This is a genomic window from Corallococcus interemptor (genome assembly GCF_003668875.1).
Taxonomy (GTDB): Bacteria; Myxococcota; Myxococcia; order Myxococcales; family Myxococcaceae; genus Corallococcus; species Corallococcus interemptor.
Genome location: NZ_RAWM01000024.1, coordinates 16,956 through 36,385, shown reverse-complemented (window position 1 = coordinate 36,385; position 19,430 = coordinate 16,956). Strand labels below are relative to the sequence as shown.

General features: G+C 70.8%; 15 protein-coding genes. 6 read left to right on the top strand and 9 right to left on the bottom strand.

Translation table 11 applies throughout. From position 1 onward, the window contains the following. Positions 1-28: 28 nt before the first annotated feature. Genes ttcA through D7X96_RS11760 form a run of 3 tightly spaced genes read left to right on the top strand, consistent with a single transcriptional unit; the run spans position 29 to position 2,526 of the window. Complete coding sequence (gene ttcA, locus D7X96_RS11770) at positions 29-886, top strand: tRNA 2-thiocytidine(32) synthetase TtcA (protein ID WP_120551364.1); 858 nt, start codon at positions 29-31, stop codon at positions 884-886. Continuing rightward, the gene (locus D7X96_RS11765; RefSeq protein WP_120551365.1) at positions 865-1,689 is read left to right on the top strand and encodes a tellurite resistance TerB family protein; all 825 of its coding nucleotides are present in this window, start codon (positions 865-867) and stop codon (positions 1,687-1,689) included. The genes ttcA and D7X96_RS11765 overlap by 22 nt, the downstream gene beginning before the upstream one ends. Positions 1,690-1,701: 12 nt before the next feature. Beyond that, positions 1,702-2,526: a phosphate/phosphite/phosphonate ABC transporter substrate-binding protein gene (locus D7X96_RS11760; protein ID WP_121769739.1), complete on the top strand. Its 825-nt coding sequence runs from the start codon at positions 1,702-1,704 to the stop codon at positions 2,524-2,526. A gap of 6 nt (positions 2,527-2,532) precedes the next feature. On the opposite strand, the gene D7X96_RS41455 is transcribed toward D7X96_RS11760, so the two are convergent. From D7X96_RS41455 to D7X96_RS11715, 9 genes are all read right to left on the bottom strand, one after another. Beyond that, positions 2,533-4,155 carry a serine/threonine protein kinase gene (locus tag D7X96_RS41455; RefSeq protein ID WP_279637379.1) on the bottom strand — a complete coding sequence of 541 codons (1,623 nt, stop codon included), beginning with the start codon at positions 4,153-4,155 and terminating at the stop codon, positions 2,533-2,535. Positions 4,156-4,289: 134 nt separating this feature from the next. Next, a complete protein-coding gene (locus D7X96_RS11750; protein WP_121769738.1) occupies positions 4,290-7,286 on the bottom strand; it encodes a choice-of-anchor D domain-containing protein in 2,997 nt (998 codons plus the stop codon). Between the two features lie 237 nt (positions 7,287-7,523). After that, positions 7,524-8,408 carry an alpha/beta fold hydrolase gene (locus tag D7X96_RS11745; RefSeq protein WP_121769737.1) on the bottom strand — a complete coding sequence of 295 codons (885 nt, stop codon included), beginning with the start codon at positions 8,406-8,408 and terminating at the stop codon, positions 7,524-7,526. A 53-nt stretch (positions 8,409-8,461) separates the two neighbouring features. Then, the gene (locus tag D7X96_RS11740; protein ID WP_120551369.1) at positions 8,462-8,650 is read right to left on the bottom strand and encodes a hypothetical protein; all 189 of its coding nucleotides are present in this window, start codon (positions 8,648-8,650) and stop codon (positions 8,462-8,464) included. Between the two features lie 201 nt (positions 8,651-8,851). Further along, the gene (locus D7X96_RS11735; protein ID WP_121769750.1) at positions 8,852-10,771 is read right to left on the bottom strand and encodes an AAA domain-containing protein; all 1,920 of its coding nucleotides are present in this window, start codon (positions 10,769-10,771) and stop codon (positions 8,852-8,854) included. Between the two features lie 65 nt (positions 10,772-10,836). Continuing rightward, a complete protein-coding gene (locus D7X96_RS11730) occupies positions 10,837-12,120 on the bottom strand; it encodes a chitosanase (RefSeq protein WP_121725251.1) in 1,284 nt (427 codons plus the stop codon). A gap of 69 nt (positions 12,121-12,189) precedes the next feature. Further along, positions 12,190-13,065 carry a hypothetical protein gene (locus D7X96_RS11725; protein WP_121769736.1) on the bottom strand — a complete coding sequence of 292 codons (876 nt, stop codon included), beginning with the start codon at positions 13,063-13,065 and terminating at the stop codon, positions 12,190-12,192. A 9-nt stretch (positions 13,066-13,074) separates the two neighbouring features. Further along, positions 13,075-13,665 carry a DUF350 domain-containing protein gene (locus D7X96_RS11720; protein WP_244219545.1) on the bottom strand — a complete coding sequence of 197 codons (591 nt, stop codon included), beginning with the start codon at positions 13,663-13,665 and terminating at the stop codon, positions 13,075-13,077. Positions 13,666-13,668: 3 nt separating this feature from the next. Continuing rightward, positions 13,669-16,197 (bottom strand): HYR domain-containing protein, encoded by a 2,529-nt coding sequence (locus D7X96_RS11715; protein WP_121769735.1) that lies wholly within the window; start codon positions 16,195-16,197, stop codon positions 13,669-13,671. Between the two features lie 812 nt (positions 16,198-17,009). On the opposite strand from D7X96_RS11715, the gene D7X96_RS11705 reads away from it, so the two are divergent. The 3 genes from D7X96_RS11705 to D7X96_RS11695 are packed head-to-tail and all read left to right on the top strand — an operon-like array spanning position 17,010 to position 19,428. Continuing rightward, on the top strand, positions 17,010-17,834 hold the full coding sequence (locus D7X96_RS11705; protein ID WP_121769734.1) for an AfsA-related hotdog domain-containing protein: 825 nt from the start codon (positions 17,010-17,012) through the stop codon (positions 17,832-17,834). After that, complete coding sequence (locus tag D7X96_RS11700) at positions 17,831-18,478, top strand: methyltransferase family protein (protein WP_121769733.1); 648 nt, start codon at positions 17,831-17,833, stop codon at positions 18,476-18,478. The genes D7X96_RS11705 and D7X96_RS11700 overlap by 4 nt, the downstream gene beginning before the upstream one ends. Positions 18,479-18,492: 14 nt before the next feature. Continuing rightward, positions 18,493-19,428, top strand: coding sequence for an NAD-dependent epimerase/dehydratase family protein (locus D7X96_RS11695; protein ID WP_244219544.1), 936 nt, complete (start codon positions 18,493-18,495; stop codon positions 19,426-19,428). Positions 19,429-19,430: the final 2 nt, after the last annotated feature.

The following is a 19,430-nucleotide window of genomic DNA, read 5'->3' as shown; positions in this document are numbered from 1 at the left end:
ACGTGTTTTTTCCCGAACCGCCGCTAGGATGGCCCCGCCGATGAACGACGCCCAACGTCTTGAAAAGAGCCTGCTTGGCCACATGGGCCGGGCCATCGCGGACTTCCGCCTCATCGAGGCCGGGGACCGCATCATGGTGGGCGTGTCGGGAGGCAAGGACTCCTACACGATGCTCCACCTGCTGCGTGAGCTGCAGCGGCGAGCCCCCGTGAAGTTCGACTTGCTGGCGGTGAACCTGGACCAGGGCCACCCCGGCTTCCCCGGCCACATCCTGGAGGGCTACTTCCAGAAGGAAGGCTACGCCTACAAGATGCTGAAGGAGGACACCTACAGCATCGTCCTGGAGAAGACCCCGCCCGGGAAGACGCAGTGCTCGGTGTGCTCACGGCTGCGCCGGGGCATCCTCTACAACGCCGCCGTGCACCTGGGCTGCAACAAGATCGCCCTGGGCCACCACCGCGACGACCTCATCCACACGATGCTCCTGAACATGTTCTTCGCCGGGAGCCTCAAGGCGATGCCGCCGCTCTTGAAGAGCGACGACGGCCGCAACGTGGTCATCCGGCCGCTGTGCTACGCGCCGGAGAAGGAGATCATCCAGTTCGCGCAAGAGAAGCAGTTCCCCATCATCCCCTGCGACCTGTGCGGTTCGCAGGAGAACCTGCAGCGCAAGCGGATGCAGAAGCTGGTGGAGGACCTGGGCAAGGAGATCCCCAACGTCCGCCAGAGCCTGCTCAACGCGATGTCGAACGTGCGGCCCACGCACCTCTTGGACAAGACGCTGAACCCGGACCCGCTGAACGCGACGGAAGACGGGCCCGTGGCCACCCCCCCCACCAACGAGACGCAAGGGAGCGCCAGTCCATGGCTCGAGAGCAGGCAGTAAAGGCGCGCAAGGAGCGCAACGCGGCGCTGGTGGAGGCCATGCTGCTGGCCGCGATGGCGGACGGCAGCGTGTCCCAGCGCGAGATGCAGACGCTGCTGGCGCGCGTGCTGGAGCGCCCGGAGTTCGAGGGCACGCAATCCGGTGAGCTGAACCTGCTGGTGGAGACCAGCGCGGTGCGGCTGGCCGAGGCGCGCAACCTGGAGGAGGTGCTCTCCTCGCTGCGCCGCAGGCTGCCGGACCACAAGAACCGGATGCTGGCCTTCGGCCTGGCGGCGGCGGTGGCGCTGGCGGATCAGCGGGCCACCCGGTCGGAATTGGGGCTGCTCAAGACGTTCCAGGCGGCGCTGGGCATCTCCGAGGACGAGGTCGCGCAGATCATCGACGTCATCGAGCAGGGCGGCAGCCTGTCCGAGGCGCTGGGCGAGCCCCTGGAGCGGCTGTTCGCGGAGGTGATGGTGCTGGTGCTGGCGGCGGACGGCCAGCTGAAGGAGGCGGAGGCCCGCGCCATGGTGGAGAGCTTCGCGGCGGATCCGCTCTTCCAGAACGTGAGCCCGGAGCGGGCGCAGGGCTTCGTGAGCGAGTCCGTGGCGGCGCTGGCCACGGACGGCCTGCCCCAGCGGCTCCAGGTCCTGGCGCACGGGCTGGCCACGCACTCGCAGCGGGTGAAGGCCTACCAGCTGGCCACGAAGATTGCCCACGCCTCCGGGCGGACGAGTAACGCGGAGCAGCGCATCCTGGATCTGCTCCAGGCAACGTTCGGTCTGGCTGACGATGAAGTGGCGCGGTTGGACCAGCAGGGGTAAACCGGGAGTCGTATGACCCCGCACGTCCCCCCTGGTTCGCGGCACTCCTTCCGTTTCGGCCTGCCGCCGTCCCTGGGCAGTGAGACGGCGCGCGAGCGCGCGGAACGGCTCGCGTCGTTCCTGCAGCGCGCGCTGGGCAAGCTGGTGGAGGTCAGCGTGGCCACCAGCTACGAGACCCTGGCCAAGGACCTCCTGTCCGGGCGCGCGGACGCGGCCTGGGCGCCGCCCTTCGTGTGCGCGCGCATGGAGGCCATGGGCGTGCGGGTGCTGGCGCGCGGTGTGCGCCGGGGCATGTCCAGCTACCGCTCCGCGCTGGTGGGGCGGGCGGGCTCCGGGCTGACGCTGGAGAAGCTCAAGGGCGCCACGGCGGCGTGGGTGGACCGCGATTCGGTGGCGGGCTACCTGTTGCCCAGCGCGTTCCTGAAGACGCAGGGGCTGGAGCCGTCGCGCGCGTTCGTGTCGCAGCAGTTCACGGGCTCGTACCAGGGCGCGCTGGAGGCGGTGCTGGAGGGCAGGGCGCAGGTGACGAGCGTCTTCTGTCCGCCGGCCTCCACCGGCCTCACGTTCACCACGGGCGTGGAGGACGTGCTGGGTCCGGGCATGGGCGCGAAGTTCGAGCTGCTGGCCTACACGGATGAGGCCCCCAACGACGGCGTGCCGGTGGCCATGGGGCTGCCCGCGCCGCTGGTGACCGCGCTGGAAGCGGCGCTCCTGGGACTGCCGTCCACGCCGGACGGTCAGGCGCTGATGCGCGACATCTTCAACGCGGACCGCTTCGAAGTGGCGCCGCGCATGGGCTACCGCGCGCTGTACCGCGTGGCCCTGGCCAGCCTGTAGCCGCGGCTACTTGTCGGAGTCGGGACCGCCGCCGCGCACGGGACGGCGGGCGGAGGACACGGAGCCCTCGGTGCGGCCCGGCTTCGCGGGCGCCTTGCCTCCGGCGGAGTCCTCCGGCGCGCGCACGGCCTTCGCGGCGGAGCGGCTGCCCGTCGTCTCCCCGGAGACCTTCACGGCCTTCGCGGCGGAGCGGCTGGCCGTGGAGCCGTCTGGCGCGCGGGCGGGCTTCGAGGCGTCGTCGCGCACCGCGCCGAACTGGGCAGTGGAGGAGCGGCCGGTCTCCGCGCGCACGGCCTCGTGCTTCGCGGTGGAGGACCGGCCCGGCTCCGTGCGCACGGCCTCGTGCTTCGACGTGGGCCGGCTCGCGTCCTCGTCGTGCAGGGGGCGCGTGTCCGCCAGGCTCACGCCCGTGTTCTCCCGCGTCCTCACGGGCCGGGCCTCCGGGCGGCTCAGGCCGGAGTTCTCCTTCGTGCGCGAGGTCCGCTCCGCTGAAGGTCCCATGCCCGAGCCCTCCGGCGACGCGGCGGCCTTCGTCGACGACTGGCTCACCGACGGCTCCGGCGCTCGCGGCGGCGTCTTTGCTGGCCCCTGCGCCTTGCCCGGGGACGGCGTCGCGCCGGAGGCCGGCGCCTTCGCGGGGCTGCCCGGCCGGGCCATCAGGCGCGGGTCGAAGTAGATCATCGTCGGCTCTGCCGCGAAGCGCTCCTCCTCCAGCTCGTCCGCGTACACGTCCCGCATGAACGCGGCCAGGTGCGCGCTGGTGCCGTGCAGCTTCTCCTGCTGGAGGAACTCCTCCAGCGCCAGCTGCAGCTCGCCCGCGGTGGAGAACCGGTCGTCGCGCTTGCGCGCCAGCGCCTTGAAGACGATGGGATCCAACGACTTCGGAATCCCCGGCACCGCCTCCGACGGCGGGACGATTTTATGCCCCACGACGGCCTTGAGCGTGGCCATCTCCGTCTCGCGCTTGAACAGGCGGCCGTTCGTCAAGAGCTCGTAGAACACCGTCCCCAGGCCGAACACGTCCGAGCGCGCATCCAGCGGCTCACCCCGCGCCTGCTCCGGGGACATGTACGCGTGCTTGCCCTTGATGGTGCCCACCACCGTCTGGGACAGCTTGCCCTGCGCCTTCGCCACGCCGAAGTCGATGAGCTTCACGCCGCCGTTGAAGCCCACCAGCACGTTCTGCGGCGACACGTCCCGGTGGATGAGCGACAGCTTCCGGCCGGACGGACTGCGCGCGTTGTGGGCCGCGTCCAGCCCCGCCGCCGCCTCCGCGATGATCCGGCAGCGCAGGCCCAGCGGAAACCCGCCCGGGTGCGCGGACGCGCGCGGCACCAGCGAGCCCAGCGGCTCGCCGTGCACGTACTCCATCGCGATGTAGTACTGCCCGTCCACGTCCCCCATCTCGTAGATCTGCGCGATGTTGGGGTGGTTGAGCAGCGCCGCGATGCGCGCCTCGTCCAGGAACATCTGGAGGAACTCGTCGTCCTCCGACAGGTGGGGCAACAGCCGCTTCACCACCAGCAGCTTCTGGAAGCCCACCGGCCCCTTCTGCCGCGCCAGATAGACCGCCCCCATGCCGCCGGTGGCCAGTTTGCGCAGCAATTCATAGCGGCCGAACGTTTCCACTCCGGCAGTGACGATAGCCGCGTCAGCGCGGATCTCAAAAGCCCGGGCCTCCCCAAAAACGCGAACCGGGCCGGCCCCCTTTTGAGGGACCGGCCCGGCCGCGCTGCGTCACGAACCCGTTCCCGGCTGGGAGACTACGGGGTGGCGGCGCAGATGCTGCGGTAGCGGATCTCCACGGACTGGCCCGGGGTGGGGACGGAGCCCGCCGCGAAGATGACCGCGTTGCGGCCGGCGTCGTAGGTCCACTGGTCCGCACCCAGCGTGCGGCCGTTCACCCGGACGCTCATCTCCGCGGTCCCGTCCGGCGTGGCCGTCAGGTGGAAGTCCGCCTGGGGCTCGCCGGCCTGCTGGATGATGGGGTCCAGGAACCCGCGGTAGTCACCCTCGCAGATGGAGCCCACGGTGCCGCCCGTGCCCCTGGCCACCGAGGCGAAGCGGTCCGCGCTGCTGCTCGCGGTGGAGCAGGAGCCGTTGGGGATGAGCGCGTGCAGGTTGCTGCGCTGGGACATGCCCGTGCCCTTCAGCGTCTGGAGGAACTGGATGTAGCTGTCGGGCTCGAAGCCGGAGTGGTCGTCCTCGTCCGCCATCACCACCACCGCCATGCGGGCCGCGGCGCGGGTGAAGCCCAGGTTGCCGTCGTTGGGCTGCGGGGTGCGGACGTCGTCGGCCTGCTCGGACAGCGGGGCGGACAGGCCCTGGCGCATCGTCTCCAGGCCCTGCACCAGGTTGTGGCACAGGCCCACGTCCAGGTTGGCCTGGATGGTGGCCGCCGCGTTGGCGCTGTTGCCGGACACCACGCGGGCGCGGCTGCCGTCCACCGGGAAGAGCCGGCCGGCCTCACCGCCGTTGGCGCCGCCGCCGCACAGCCCCGGGCGCTGCACCAGGCCCGTGCTGGTGACGCCCACGCGCACGTCCACGTTCAGCTCCCTGGCGCGGGCCAGCCACCCCGGAATCGCGCTGCGCAGGCGCTGCTGGTACGTCTCCATCGTGGTGGTGTTGGAGACCACGAAGAGCACGTCCAGCTGGCTGTCGGTGCCCTGCGTGAAGCGGTCCACCTGGATGCCCTCGTGGTTGGTCTCCGCCAGCAGCGGCACCAGGAAGCGGTTCGCCTCCGTGTCCGTCTGGAAGTACAGCGGGCTGTAGTGCTGGCCCAGCACGTTGCGGGCGTAGTCCACCTCCATCTCGAAGCCCTCGCCGGGCTGGAGCGTGATGGGCGCCGTCACCGGCGTCATCAGGGAGAACTGCTTGGACGTGCCGTTGCCGATGGTGGCGTCCGCCACGGTGAGCGGCTCGCTGCAGCGGTTGGACAGGAACGTCTTGCGCGGCTTGGCCGGGCAGTCGTAGCGGATGGGCCCGAAGTCCACGAAGGACGGCGTGGCCACCAGGCACGACGGGTTGGACACCGCGTGGATGGGCAGCGTCACCGTGGGGTAGGCGGGGTTGTTGACGGTGAGCATCAGCTCGCCGTTGAACTCGCCACCCGTGGTGGGCGCGCGGAAGGCAATCATGGAGCTGAAGGCCGTGTCGTAGAGCACCACGCCGCCCGTGATGGGGCCGCCCGGCATGCTGAACACGCCGCCGCCGTCATTGGACAGGTGCACGTTCTTGATGGCGCACTCGGCCCGGCCGGGGTTGCGGAAGTAGAAGCCCAGCACCGCGCCGCGGCCGGGCACCACGTTGGCGAACTCCAGCTTCGGCTGCGGCAAGAGCTCATACACGCAGGGGCCGGAGGCGCGGGCGCGGGCCGTCAGGGTGATGGCGCGCTCGGGCGTGAACAGGTCGTTGGACTGCACGTAGAGCGTGGCGCTGAAGGTGCCCTCGTTCTTGGGCTCGAAGTAGACCTTCAGCTCCAGCGCGTCGTCGCCCGGCTGAATCTGCAGGCCGTTGGCCTCCAGCGCGGGCCAGGTGCCGCCCTTCCACGGGTAGTTCTGCGTGCCGCGCGTGGGCGTGGCCACGTCGAACTGCACCGCGTCCCCGTCCGCGCGCACGCCGGTGAAGGTGAGCGGGCCGTTGCTGCCGGCGTTGGTGATGCGGATGACCTGCTCCACCTTGCCGCCCACGGGCAGCTCGCCGAAGTCCAGGGCCACCGGGGCCACGGCCAGCGTGGGCCGGCCACCGCGCGCATCCAGCATCACGCGCGACTCACGCGCCTTGTCGGACGCGTACGCCACGGTGAGGTTGCCCACGTTGGGGCCGGAGAAGCGCGCGGCGAACTCCATGCGCATCTCCACCACCTCGCCCGGCTGCACCGTGGTGCCCTCCGGCTTGGTCAGCGGAGAGAAGGCGCGGTCGCTCGTCGCCAGCGCGGAGATGGTCACCGGGCGCCAGGTGACATTGCGCGCGCGGGTGAAGGACTCGGTGCGCTCGTGCACCGGAATCTCGTCGAAGGGCACGGGCGCCGGGTCGAACACGAAGGCGCTGGCCACGGAGTTGCCCTTCAAGTCCACCACGGACGGGGTGCACGTCTCGCAGGAGACGACCTCCAGCCGGGCGCCCATCTGCCCCAGCGCGCGGGGCAGGTACTTCGTCTTCACCACCTGCGTGCTGTTGGGCGGCACGGTGATGGTGTCCGCGGTGAACGGATCCGCGTTCTCACCCGCGACCTTCAGCGTCAGCGGCAGGTCCACCGGGTTGGTGACCGTCACCTCCAGCGTGCGGTCGCTGTCCACCTCCAGCGTCTCGTAGTCCAGCACCGGCGGGCTGACGCCGATGCGCGTGGGCGTGCCCAGGCCCTGCACGGGCAGCTGCTGCAGGGCGCCCACGTTGGCGTCCGTCGTCACGCGCAGCGTCTCCTCCACCGGCCCCTCGGCCAGCGGGTGGAAGCGCACCTTGACGACGTGGGACTCGCCCGGCGGCACGCGGCCGCCGCCGTCCGTCAGCTCCACCTGGTAGGACGGGTTGTTGCCCAGCCCCAGCGCCTCAATCGCGGAGAAGGGCACGTAACCGACGTTGCGGATGCGGACCTCTTTCTCACGCCACTCGCCCACCGGCACCTCGCCGAAGTCGAGCGCGTCCACGTCCAGCACCGCCGTGGCCTGCACCCCGCGCGTCTGGTCCTCCTCGTGACACGCCATCGTCCCCGCCACCAACGACGCCAGCAGGACGAACCGACCCCTCCACCCCATCACCATTGTCCGCTCCCCACCCTTCCCCACCACACGCACACGGATGCCCGGGACACGTGATCCAGCCCGGGCTCCCCCTAATCAAGACCCGTGCCGCCCGGGGCCGTCAGCCGGTACCCACCTGAATTCAGGGACTTGGCTCAGGCGTTAGCGGCCAAGTGAGCGCTGGAGGGAACCGGGGTGCCCTGGAGGGTGAAAGGTTTTTCCTGACCTTTTGCCAACCTGCACCCCCAACTTTTCAGGTCAGGAACTTGACGCTTCGGACACGAAGCCGGCGATCGCGGCGGCGATGGCGGCGGGCTGCTCCAGGTGCACGTGGTGGCCGCCTTCGAACGAGCGGGGCGGGGACACCCGCGTGCGCAGCGCCGCCAGCCGTCCCTCCAGGAGCTCCGGGGCGGGGGACAGGCCTTCGGTGCCTCGGAGCAGCTGCACGGGGCAGGTGACGGCGGCCTCCAGCGCCAGCCACTGGGCCTCGTCGAAGCCCTGGCCGAAGCGGCGGCGGTGGCGCGGATCAAAGGTGAAGGCGAAGTCGCCCTCGGGCGTGCGCCGGGTGCCATGGCGCGCGAAGAGCAGCGCCGCGTCCGGGGAGAGGGTGGGGTTCGCCTGACGCAGGCGCTCCGCCGCGGCCTCCACGGTGGGGTAGCGCTTGCGGTTGGGGGGCCGGCGCGCGTCGTCCAAAAAGCCGCGCAGCCGCTGCACGGCGCCGGTGGGCGGGCCTCCGGAAGGGCCCAGGCTCTCGATGAGGGTCAGGCTCTTCACCCGCTCCGGGCGCGCGGCGGCGTACGCCAGCGCGACGATGCCGCCCAGCGAGTGCCCCACCAGGTGCACCGGCGGCAGGGCCAGCCCGTCCAGCGTGGCCTCCACGTCCAGCAGGTGGTCGCTGAAGTGGTACGCGGCGCCGGGGCCGGCGTGGGCGCTCTGTCCCATGCCGCGAAAGTCGAGCAGCACCGTGCGCCAGGCTTCGGGCAGGTGCTCGCAGAGCGGATCAAAGCTGTGGGAGTGGTCCAGCCACCCGTGGAGCATCAAGACGACGGGGGCGCCCCGGACTCCACGGGCGCCACGCTGCCGCACGTGCAGCGGCAGTCCTTCTGCGTCGACGGTGAGGGATTCGAATGCGGCGGCGGGCACGGGTGTCTCCTCGTGCCCACCGGCTTACTCCGTCCCCCCGGGTGCTGGCGACCCTACGCGACGGTGCTGGACGACGCCGCCGGGCGCGGCGGGCCGCCGGTGTCCGGCTTTCCGAGCACCATGGCCAGCTGCCGGGCCTGGCTCTCCGTGGCGCAGCGGTACTCCTGGGTCTTGCCGTTGGGCCGGTCGATCCGAATCACCCAGACGTCATTCTCCTTGGTCACCACAGGCGCTTGAGACATGCATTCCCTCCGTGTTTGGGAAGGAAAGCAGTCTTCGTGCCGACCCCTGGGATGGGGCCAAATGCCTGATTTCCGGCCGTCTCCCCCGCCCAGCGGCCGGGCAGGTGACAAAATTCGTTCAGCGATGCGACAAATTTCGCGCGGCCGGCCCGCACTCCTTGCGTAGTCCTCCGGGGCAGCTCTGAGTCGTTGGGATGACAATCATTGTTCAGCCGGGTCCGGCCACTCCCAGGCCGAGCGGTAGCCGCCCTCCGCCTGGGTGCCTTCGATGAAGCGCCCGTAGAAGGGGTGGCTGCTCAAGGTGGCGGAGTCGCCCACGACGAACAGGTGCCGGCGCGCGCGGGTGAGGGCCACGTTCATGCGGCGCAGGTCGTTGAGGAAGCCCAGCTGCCCCTCGCTGTTGGAGCGGGTGAGGCTGACGAGGATGGCGTCCTTCTCCCGGCCCTGGAACGCGTCCACGGTGTCCACCTCCACGTCCGGGTGCACGGCCTCCAGCGCCTCGCGCAGGTGGCGGGCCTGGGCGCTGTACGGGGCGATGACGGCCAGCTCGCGCGGGGACAGCCCCTTGGCCAGCAGCTCGCGCACGCGGGCGATGACGTAGGTGGCCTCGCCGGGGTTGAGCAGCGAGTGCGTGGTGGGCTCCACCTCCTCGTCGAAGCCCTTGCCCGCGGTGTCCAGGTAGAGCACGGGCGGGGCGTCCACCTGGGCGCCGGGGTTCAGCACACCGTCCAGCGTGCGGTCCGCCACGGAGGGGTGGGCGCGCAGCTCGCCGCCGTACATCTCCTTGGAGGGGAAGGCCATGATGGCGGCGTTCATCCGGTACTGCTCGCGCAGCATGCGCTTCACGTCGTCGCCGTGGTCCTGGAGCAGGCGCTCGAAGAGGCTTACGCCCAGGCCCGCCTTGGACGCCTCCTGTGACAGCACGGTGGGCGGCAGCTGCTGCGGGTCTCCGGCGAGCACCACCTTGGGCGCGCGCAGGAAGCCCAGCAGGGCCAGCGGCTCGGTGGCCTGGGTGGCCTCGTCCAGGAGCGCGCGGTCGAACTCCTCGCCCGCGAGCACGCCGGAGCCCAGGCTCGCGAGCGTCACGCACACCACGTCCGCTCGCGCGAGCACGGCCTTCACGGCCTTCTTCTCCAGCTTGCGCGCCTCGTCCATCAGGTCCTTGGCCTCGGCCGTGGACGAGCGGGCATTGGAGAAGCGCTCGCGGCTGCGGCCCTGGCTGCGCTGCCTGCGCGCGTAGCCGAAGAGGTCGAAGGCCTCGTCGAACAGGTCGCGGCTGACGACGCGGTCCGGGTGCTCCTCCACCACGATGTCCAGCGTGTGCTCCTGCAAGCGGGCGGCGACGCGCGCGGGGTGGCCCACGCGGAGGGCGCGCAGGCCCTGCTCCAGGCACAGCTCCAGCAGGTGATCCACCGCGGCGTTGCTGGCCGCCGTGCAGAGCAGGCGCTCTCCGCGCGCGACGGCCTGGGCCGCGACCTCCGCCAGCACGGTGGACTTGCCGGTGCCGGGCGGGCCGTGGACCAGGAAGAAGTCCTCCGCGGCCAGCGCGCGCTTCGCGGCGTCCTGCTGCTCCGGGTTGAGCGGGCGGGTGGGGGTGAAGTCCTTCGTGTTGTCGAACTTCGGGGCCTCGTTGCCCAGCAGCACCTCGCGCTTGTGGCGCTCCTGGCCCTTGTCCATGGCCTTTACGCGCTGGAGGCCCGCGCGCACGCGCTCGTAGGTGACGTCGTTGGGGACGACGTCCAGGCGCAACAGGCCTTCGGACAGGTAGGCCGGCGGCTCGCGGTCGAAGGCCAGCTGGATGCGGGTGGAGGTGGCGCGTGAAATCAGCGCCTTCGCGGGCTCCTTCACCTCCGCGCGGCGGGGCAGCACCGCCACCAGGTCGCCGTTGGACAGGCGCGTGGGCAGCCTGCCCCGGTCCGCTCGGGCGAGCGTGAGGAGGATGCGGCCGCCCAGGCCCACCTCCTCCTCGACGGTCTCCAGGTCCAGCACGGACAGGCCCTGCTCCTCACGTTCGCGCAGGGAGAGCCCCTGCGCGAGCGCGGTCATGCGGGCCTTCTCGGCCTCGCGCTCCTGGGCGAGCAGCGAGCCGAGCTTGTCGAAGAACGAAACGTCACGGGCCATGCCCCAGGTCATGCCATCCCGGGGCGCCCGCCGTCACGGCCCGTGTGCCGGACTGTCCTCCCGTCCTAGTTGCAGGAGTACGTGTACGAGGACGGCGTGCTCCAGGTGCCGTCCGGGTTGATGTTGCGCACGGTGTAGCCGCTCGCCGGGTAGGCCGTCGTCCAGCAGTCGCGGGCGCGCACGTCGTTGCGCAGGGCGGTGCCCAGGTCCCAGTTGCCACGGCGGCGCTGCTTCTCGTACGCGGCCACGCGGTCCACCGCCTCCACCCAGGTGGAGTCCGAAGCCAGGATGTCGCGGCGCTTCTCCAGGAACTTCTGGAGCCACGCGCTCTCCGTGATGCCGTTGTAGCCAATCACCGGCGCCACCTGGCCGCTGTTGCCCAGGGCCGTGTTGGCCTGACGGATGATGGCCTTCATGCCGTCGAAGCCGTGGTTGATGGACGCGTCGTAGAGCGCGGCCTTGGTGAGCGCCTGGGTGAGGCCCCACTTCGCGGCTTCGGTCATGGTGGGCGTGTAATAGAGCGCGTCGCTCACCTGGTCCTGGCACTGCTTGAAGTCCGCCTGCGTGGCGGCGGTGTTGAAGCTGGCCGCCCAGTCCGCCCTCCAGTTGCCCACCGCATCCAGCTCCGCCGTGGACGCCTGCGACTGGCCGGTGGACAGGAAGCGGTTGTTGATGACGGTGAGCGCGTTCCAGTACTTCGCCAGGCGGTTGCCATTTCCTTCCGTGCGCAGGGCCCGGTAGCACTGCACCACCTGGATGGCGTCACCCGTGCCGGTGCAGAAGCCAGCGCGCCCGTTGGTGTAGCCGCGCCCGTCCTGGATGTTCTCCGAATAGGCGTAGTCCAGCGTGGGCGTGTCGTTCTCCCAGATGCTCGTCAGCCCTTCGGCTACCTTCTTCTGGCTCGCGGTGAGGCCGCTGCCGCCCGGGGACGTGCCGCCGCAGCTGTCGGACTGGACCTTCACGTTGGCCGCGGTGAAGGACACGTTGGAGTTGGTGGAGTAGTTGAACGTGTAGGACGCGCTCACCGCCACCGTCAGCGACGACGTGCGCGTGAAGGTGCACGTCCGGCCGGACTGCGTATGCGTCCAGCCGGGTTGATCATCGTCACACGTCACGCCGGAAGGCACGTCCAGCGCGATGACCGGGTTGGCGATGGCCACCGTCCCCGTGTTCTTGAACACCAGCGTGCCCCAGTAGTCCGGACCGTTGTACGTGTTCGTCGTCACCGAGTGCGTGCACGCGCCCAGCGCCTGCGCGGCCTCGGCCAGCGCCGTCGCGTCCTCCGCCGCGCCGCAGCCCGTGGCCAGCGCCACCAGCCCCACCGTCATCCACGTCCGAAAACCTGTCATGTGCCTGCCCCACCTGGGAAAATTGATAGAGCAGGAATACTTGGATTCGCGGCGAACCGCCAGCGGCGCTCAGCCCGGCGCGTCCGGCAGTGGAAGCACGCGCCACAGCTGCGGCTTGTCGTACTGGGGCGGAATCATCCCCAGCGGCCAGCCCTCCGCCGTGAGCTCCACGTACTGGTACCCACGCCCCCCGAAGGGGATGCGGGTGCCGGTGCCGGGCAGCCCCACGCCGATGGCCGCGTGCGCGAGCGCGTCCGAGTAGAGCATCACGGCGTCCACGCCCACCTGCCGCAGCAGCATCAGCGCCAGCACGGCCTTGGAGTCACAGTCGCCGCGGTCCTGCGCGGGCACCAGCCCGGGTGGGACGATGCCGAAGGGCTCGTCTCCGGGCAGCTCGTAGCGGATGCGGCGCACGAAGCCGAGGATGAGCTCGGTGGCCTGCGCCGCGTCCAGGTCGCGCTCGCGGATGGAGGTGGCGAAGCGCTCACCCAGCACGCGCACCGGCTCCGCGTTGCTGCGCATCAGCTCCGCGTAGATGCAGCGCATGTCCGTGCCGCAGCCCGGCGGCGCCACGTAGGTGAAGCGCTCCGGGCCCATGGCGCGGTAGCGCAGCCGCACGCTGTAGTCGCGGTGCGCCTGCTCCAGCCCGCGCTCCAGGTCCTCCCCCAGGCCGTAGGCCACCTGCTGCCGCGCGGGCTCCATGCCCTCCACGCGCCAGTCATAGGCCTTCGCGCGCTCCGGGGGCGTGTCCTCCGGCACCAGCACCGCGCCCAGGTCCGTCCGCGCCTCCTGGGGATTGGCCGGGGGGACCTCCACGCCCGGAGGACGCGGAGGCTCCGCGAGCCGGCCCGCCTTCCGGGCCACGACGACCTCCCAGCCGGCGAAGACGAGCAGCGCGCCCACCAGCACCAGCGACAGCAGCGTCTTCCACGAGCGCGCGACCATGGCGGTGGTTCAGGCGGGAGCGCGCAGCATGCCGGTGGGCAGCTGCGGGAAGGGGATGAGCCCGTTGAGCGCGGCCTGCAGGCCCGGCGCGGTGAGCAGCGCGATGACCAGCAGGAAGGCGCACAAGAGGAGCGCGGCGGCGATGTTGCCCTTGCGCACCTCCGCCAGCTCCTCGATGCCCGGCGTCATCTTGTCGAAGAGCCGCACGCCCAGGGCGAGCACCGCCACGCCCACCGCCAGCGACAGCCCCACGTGCACCATCGCCAGGGCCAGCAGCCGGAGCACCGAGCCCGCGGATACGGGCGGGTTCTGCACCGCCAGGTCCACCGCGTCACTGGTGGCCTTCAGCGCGTGCTGCACGAGCAGGCCCAGCGACACGAGGCTGGTCGCGTGCACCAGGCCCGCGGCGACGTTGCCCTGGCGCAGCTCCTCCACGGGGTGGCTGTCCAGCAGGCGGCTCAGACCGCGCATGCTCAGGCCAATGCCGAGCGCGGCCACGAGGCCGCCGAGAACGACCTTCACGAGTCCGACGGCGAAGAGGGTGAGGTCCATGGGGCGGAAGGGACTGTAGCGGAAGTCCCCCTCGCCGCCACGGCTCATGGCTCATCCGCGCGGCCGGCCATCCTTCACACGGCGGCTGAGCGTCCAGGCGAGGGCGAGCAGCGCCACCCAGCCCACCGCCGACGACGCGTCGCCGCCCACGGAGCAGCCCATGCCCTGGCGCATGTCGCTCGTCGGGTCGTACTGCACGGTCACGTGGAAGTTGCAGAGCGCCGCGTTGCCGGCCGCGTCCATGGCGGTCACCTGCACGGCGTGCAGGCCCGGCGCCAGCGGCGTGCCCACGACGGGGCTGTAGGCGATTTGCGTCGCGGAGACGCTGTCCTCGGCCAGGGCCTCCGGGTACTCCGCGCGGGCGCCGGACATCACCGCGGTGGTGAGCGTCTGGTCCTCCGGGCAGGTGAGCGTGGGCGGGCGCGAGTCACGCACGCGGACCTGGATTTCGCAGGTGCTGCTGTTGCCGGCTTCGTCGGTGCTGACGACCTGCACGCGGGTGAGGCCCAGCGGGAACAGGTCCCCGGACGCGTGCGTGCTGGTGACGGTGACCTTGCTGGAGAGGCTGTCCACGGGCGTGAGGTCCGGCCAGGACGCGTGCGCGCCCTCGGGGCCTTCCGCCTCCACGCGGACCTCGTTCACCTTGCAGGCTTTGGAGGGCGCCTCGTTGTCGCGCACGGTGACGGGGAAGGAGCAGGTGCTCTGGTTGCCGGACATGTCCAGGGCCGTCACGTTCACCTGGGTGGTGCCCAGGGGCAGCGTGCTGCCGTTCTGCGGGCTGTAGGTGACGACCACGTAGTCCCGGCTCGTCTCATCCACGATGCCCAGCTTCGGGTAGTAGAAGGTGATGCCCCGGGCCGACTGCGCGCTCACGGTGAGCGCCGCCGGGCAGCTGTTCATCTCCGGCCCCGTCATGTCCAGCGACGTGAGCACCGTCGTGCAGTACGTGAGGCGGCCCTGCGCATCCCCGGCCTGGTAGGTGATGATGACGGGCTGGTGGAGCGGAAGCAGGTAGCCATCCACGAAGTTGTTCTTGAGCCACGCCCGCTCCGGCCCGGTCCGCAGCTCGGGCTGCAGCTTGATGTTGAAGTAGTCGGTGCCCTCCGGACGGTTGGAGGGCACGTTCCGGGTGGCCGGGCACACGAAGGTCGGCGCCGCGTCATCCCGCTCCAGCCGCCACAGGGCGTTCGGCGTCCACGCGTCCCCGCCCACCGTCAGGAGCGCGCCCTGGAAGGGCACCAGCCCCGAGGGCGCGCTCGGGTTGCCAGACGGCAGCCGCGTCTGCCGGGTCGTGCCCGGGAGGGTCCCGTCCGTCATCCACAGCTCGTTCGCCCCCGCCGGCGTCGTCAGGATGAAGGCGAGCCCGCCCTCCCAGGCGGTGGCGCCACGGATGAACTCACGTCCCTGCGGCAGCGGGCTCGGAAGGCGCCGGGTGCCCTCCGGGGTGCCGTCCGTCACCCACAGCGAGTCCCCGAAGATCAGGTCCTGGCCCACGATGTAGAGCTGGTTGCCCACCGGGATGAGCTGCGCGCTGGTCCCTCCGAACGCCTGCCAGGACTGCTTCATCAGCGGCCGGGTGCCCGCCTCGGTGCCATCCGTGCGCCACAGCGCGATGCCCTCCGGCAGGCGCGTGAGGAAGAGCAGCCGGTCCCCCAGCGCGGTGAGGTTGAAGACGTGGTTTCCCGCGTCGGGGCGCGGAAACGCCGCGACGTGCACGGTGCCCTCCGCCGTGCCATCCGTCTTCCAGAGCGAGTGGCCCATCTGGTCGTGCTGGGCGGCGAAGTAGAGGGTGCTGCCCACGGCGGTGAGCTCCCGGGGGAAGGCGCTGGCCGGACCGGGCTGGAGGTCCCGCACCATCCAGGTGCCCGCCTCGGTGCCATCCGTGCGCCACAGCTCATCCCCCTGGGGGCCCAGCGCGCTGAAGAAGACGCTGTCCCCCGCGCGCACGAAGCCGCTGGTGAGCAGCGACGCGGGACCCGGGGCGATGTCCTTGACCGGCACGGTGCCCGCCTCGGTGCCGTCCGACTTCCAGAGGTCGAACTCCGACGTGCCCATGCCCGACGGCGCGAAGAGCACGACGTCCCCGAACGCGATGACCGGCGCCTGGGGCGACAGGCCGTAGGCCGGGCCAGGGCTGAGCTCGCGCGTGAGGTGCGTTCCCTCGCGCGTGCCGTCGCTCGTCCACAGCTCGCGCCCGGTGTCGTCCGTGGTCGCGGTGAAGAACAGGCGCTGCGACGTGGCGCGCAGCGAGTTCAGGTCGATGCGCATGGAGGGCGGCAGCCACTCCTGCAGCGACCGCGTGCCCGCCGTCGTGCCATCGGTCATCCACAGCTCATTGACCGTCCCTCCGTCGGGCCGGCTCGCGCCAGAAAGGAAATACAGGCGCCCGTTCAGCTCCACGGTCGAGTGCGACGTGAAGTACCGGGGAGCGAGGACCAGGTGGGGATCAGCGGCGGCGTCCGTCACCCGGCGCACCGTCATCGGATCCAGCGCCGCGGGGGCGCCCTGCGCGAACGCCGGGCCCGCGCCCACCACCAACGCCAACGCCGAAAGCCATGCACGACCGCTGACCGTCCCCATGCCCGCCCCTCCACACCCACGCCGCCAACGACCCGTACCGGGGGCGCACCGTCATCACGCACCCGCCGGCCTACAACCCGCGTCCTGCCCGACTGTCCGGCAGGCTGCGTCCCGCCCGCGTCACACGTGTTTCATGTGTTCACCACCGGCCGCCGCCATCGGGAACGCTTACGCGGCAGGCCCGCTCCTGTCGCACGCCTCCCGCCCTCACTACAGTGTGGTTGACGCAGGGTGTCGTTTGTCTTCGGCAACGAGACGAGGTCCACCATGAGACAGCTTCAGGTCCGAGGACTCTTCGACGGATACGCCATCCAGCCGGGCACCTGGGCTGAGCTGCTGGGCACGGGCGGCACGCCCCGGCCGGACGTGCTGTGGCTGTTGGAACGGGCAGGCGCTGGCGGAGCGGGCGCTGATGAACCAGGGCGTGACGTTCTCCGTTCATGCGGATCAGCGCGGCACGGAGCGCATCTTCCCCTTCTGCCTCATCCTACGGAGGTCGGCTGGAAGGGCTTCGACCCCACGAACGGCATCCTCACGCAGACCCACCACGTGCGGGTGGCGGTGGGGGAGAGCGGCTGGACGTGCTGGTGCGCTGCGAACCGGAGTCTCCCGAGGGGCAGTGAAACGCCAGCCGCACCATCTGTCTTGACCTGAGTCGCATTTCGCGACGTGTCATGGCGGTTCATGAAACAGGCCTGTGAATCCTCTCGGGTCTGATGTTCCTCTGGGAAGAAGCGGGCCTTCCCCGGTTCTCGTGTTGAGACATCGCGATTCCTAGACTGCCTTTCCCCCTCAGCTGGAGAAAGGCAGACATGGATTCCGATTCCAGCCATCCCGACAGGCGTGTGCGGGTGGCGTCGCCGGAGGCCGTTTCCTTCCTGCTCGTGCCGGAGCCGTTGTTGCCGGAGGTCGAGCACCCCTGTCGCATCCCGGTGAAGAACGTGGAGGAGGCGGAGTTCCTGGCCGCCGCGCTCCAGGAGCACTGCGGCCTCTACCTGGGCACGCGCGCCGCGGACTTCCCCGAGCTGGCGCAGTGGGGGGACGCGACGCCGGTGGGCGTGCGCGTGGGTGGCCCATGGAAGAAGGATCCGCCGGAGAACGTCTCCGAGCTGCTGGCCCGCATCCCCGTGCGCAACGCCGTCTCCGAAGGCCGGCAGTCCTTCAGTGAAGCGGAGCAGGCCCGGCCGCTTGAGCGCATCGACCCGGTGCTCGTGCACAAGCGCGACCCGGCGAACGTGCTGCTGGCCAACGCGTGCCGGGTGGGCGCGCTCCACCAGTTCAACGCGTTCACCGAGTCCCCCGAGTTCGTCTTCGACCATCCCTCCGGCCACGTGCAGGGGATGTTGCTCACGGAGCTGGCGCGGCAGGCGGCCATCGCGGCCATCCACGGCGTGGGGCTGCCGCTGGACTGGACACTCATCCTGACGCGCCTGACGTTGGAGTTCCGGCGCTTCGTGCGCAACGACGTGCCGGTGGTGATCCGCACCTTCACCAGCTTCCGGCTCCCGGAGTGGTCGGAGCCGGTGCGCAGCGACGGGCGCCGCAACCGCATGTGGATCGCCGTGCAGGGCTGGCAGGAGGGCACCTGCTGCTATTCGGGGCTGATTGGCGCCGTGAGCGCGAAGGAGGCGTCATGAAGGGCCTGCACCGGTGGATGCCCACGTTGCTCCTGGTGACGGGCGTGGGCCTGTTGATTCCCCTGGGCATCCGGCAGGTCCTGCGCACGCCGGAGGACAGCCGTCCCATCGCGGCGCTGATGCTGGGGCTGTACGTGACGTGGATGCTCGTGGAGAGCCGGGTCACGCTGCGGGAGACGAGCAAGCCCACGGCGGAGCGGGACAGCGCCACGCTGGAGCTGTATGCGATTGCCCGGCTGACCACGATTCTGCTGGCGGTCGCGCTGCCCACGCTGGATCTGGGGCCCGTGCCGCGCGCGGTGGGGCTGGCCTGCTTCATCGCCGGGGTGTCGCTGCGGCTCACGGCCATCCGCACGTTGGGGAAGGCCTACTCGCACCGCGTGCGTCTGCCGGACGCGAGCCTGCTGGTGACGGAAGGTGTGTACCGGAGGCTGAGGCACCCGGCATACACCGGCATGTTGCTGGCGCACGTGGGCTACCTGCTGGTGTTCCCCGCGGTCGTGGGCATCGCCGTCTTCGCCCTGCTCTTCGTCCCGGCTGTCCTCCTGCGCATCCGGCACGAGGAGCGGCTGCTGTTGGGCTCCTTCCCGGGCTACGCCGAGTACGCGGCGAGCCGCAAGCGGCTGGTCCCATGGGTCTGGTAGGCGGATTCGGCGTCGTGCTCACGGGCGCGACCGGCATGGTGGGGCAGGCGTTCCTGCTCCAGCGCGGGGAGCATCCCGTGCATGCGCTGGTGCGCTCGCCCGACGGCCGCGACTGGGGAGACGGCGTGCACGTCGTGCGGGGAGACCTGCACGGCATCCCGGACGCGTTGTTCCCGCCGTACCCGTACGTCGTCCTGCACCTGGCCACGAAGCAGCGGGACACCGACGGCACGGGCTACGAACGGACCAACGTGGACGGGACGCGCCGGCTGCTGTCGCGGCTCACCGGTGACTGCCGGGGCGTCCTCTTCGGCAGCTCCATGTCCGTGTATGGCGCGGGCCCCCACCGGGGCGTGAAGGAGGACCATCCGCTCCGGCCCGTCACCGCCCTGGCCCGCTCGCGCGTGGAAGCCGAGGCGGTCATCACGGAGCACGCGGTGCGGACGGGCCTGCACGCGGCGCTGATTCGTACGCGGTTTCTATTGGGGCGCGGGGACCGGTTCGTCCTGCCCGCGATGGTGAAGCTCCTGAGGCGTGGAGTGCAGATGGGGAGCGACACCGTGGGGTGCTCGGTCATCGACGTGGATGACCTGGGCCGCATCCTGTGGAGGCTCGCGCGCCGGATGGTGGAGACGCCGAGGCCTGAGCAGCAGGCGTTCAACGCCGCGTACACACGCCCGCTGCTGCGCGGGGAGTTCCTGGGCACGGTGGCCCGGGGGCTGGGACTGCCTGATGCCACCGTGAAGGTCCGTGCCCCGGCCTGGTTGCCGAGGGCCTTGAGGGAAGTCCCCAGCCGGCGTGCCCGCGCGTTGTCGGAGCGTCTGGAGTTGCTGACCCAATCCCAGTGTCTGGATGTCTCGCGGCTCGCGGCGGTGCTCGGGCCGGAGGACCTGTTGGCGAGGTCTCCGGTGGATGCCCTGCGAAGCGCGCTCAATGACTTTCGTTCCTGAAG

Excerpts from the sequence above, each read along its gene's own strand:
- D7X96_RS11720 (WP_244219545.1), bottom strand. The coding sequence starts at position 13,665 with ATGAGCCGTGGCGGCGAGGGGGACTTCCGCTACAGTCCCTTCCGCCCC.
- D7X96_RS11725 (WP_121769736.1), bottom strand. The coding sequence starts at position 13,065 with ATGGTCGCGCGCTCGTGGAAGACGCTGCTGTCGCTGGTGCTGGTGGGC.
- D7X96_RS11740 (WP_120551369.1), bottom strand. The coding sequence starts at position 8,650 with ATGTCTCAAGCGCCTGTGGTGACCAAGGAGAATGACGTCTGGGTGATT.
- D7X96_RS11715 (WP_121769735.1), bottom strand. The coding sequence starts at position 16,197 with ATGGGGACGGTCAGCGGTCGTGCATGGCTTTCGGCGTTGGCGTTGGTG.
- D7X96_RS11705 (WP_121769734.1), top strand. The coding sequence starts at position 17,010 with ATGGATTCCGATTCCAGCCATCCCGACAGGCGTGTGCGGGTGGCGTCG.
- D7X96_RS11700 (WP_121769733.1), top strand. The coding sequence starts at position 17,831 with ATGAAGGGCCTGCACCGGTGGATGCCCACGTTGCTCCTGGTGACGGGC.
- D7X96_RS11750 (WP_121769738.1), bottom strand. The coding sequence starts at position 7,286 with ATGGTGATGGGGTGGAGGGGTCGGTTCGTCCTGCTGGCGTCGTTGGTG.
- D7X96_RS11730 (WP_121725251.1), bottom strand. The coding sequence starts at position 12,120 with ATGACAGGTTTTCGGACGTGGATGACGGTGGGGCTGGTGGCGCTGGCC.
- D7X96_RS11735 (WP_121769750.1), bottom strand. The coding sequence starts at position 10,771 with ATGGCCCGTGACGTTTCGTTCTTCGACAAGCTCGGCTCGCTGCTCGCC.
- D7X96_RS11760 (WP_121769739.1), top strand. The coding sequence starts at position 1,702 with ATGACCCCGCACGTCCCCCCTGGTTCGCGGCACTCCTTCCGTTTCGGC.
- ttcA (WP_120551364.1), top strand. The coding sequence starts at position 29 with ATGGCCCCGCCGATGAACGACGCCCAACGTCTTGAAAAGAGCCTGCTT.
- D7X96_RS11765 (WP_120551365.1), top strand. The coding sequence starts at position 865 with ATGGCTCGAGAGCAGGCAGTAAAGGCGCGCAAGGAGCGCAACGCGGCG.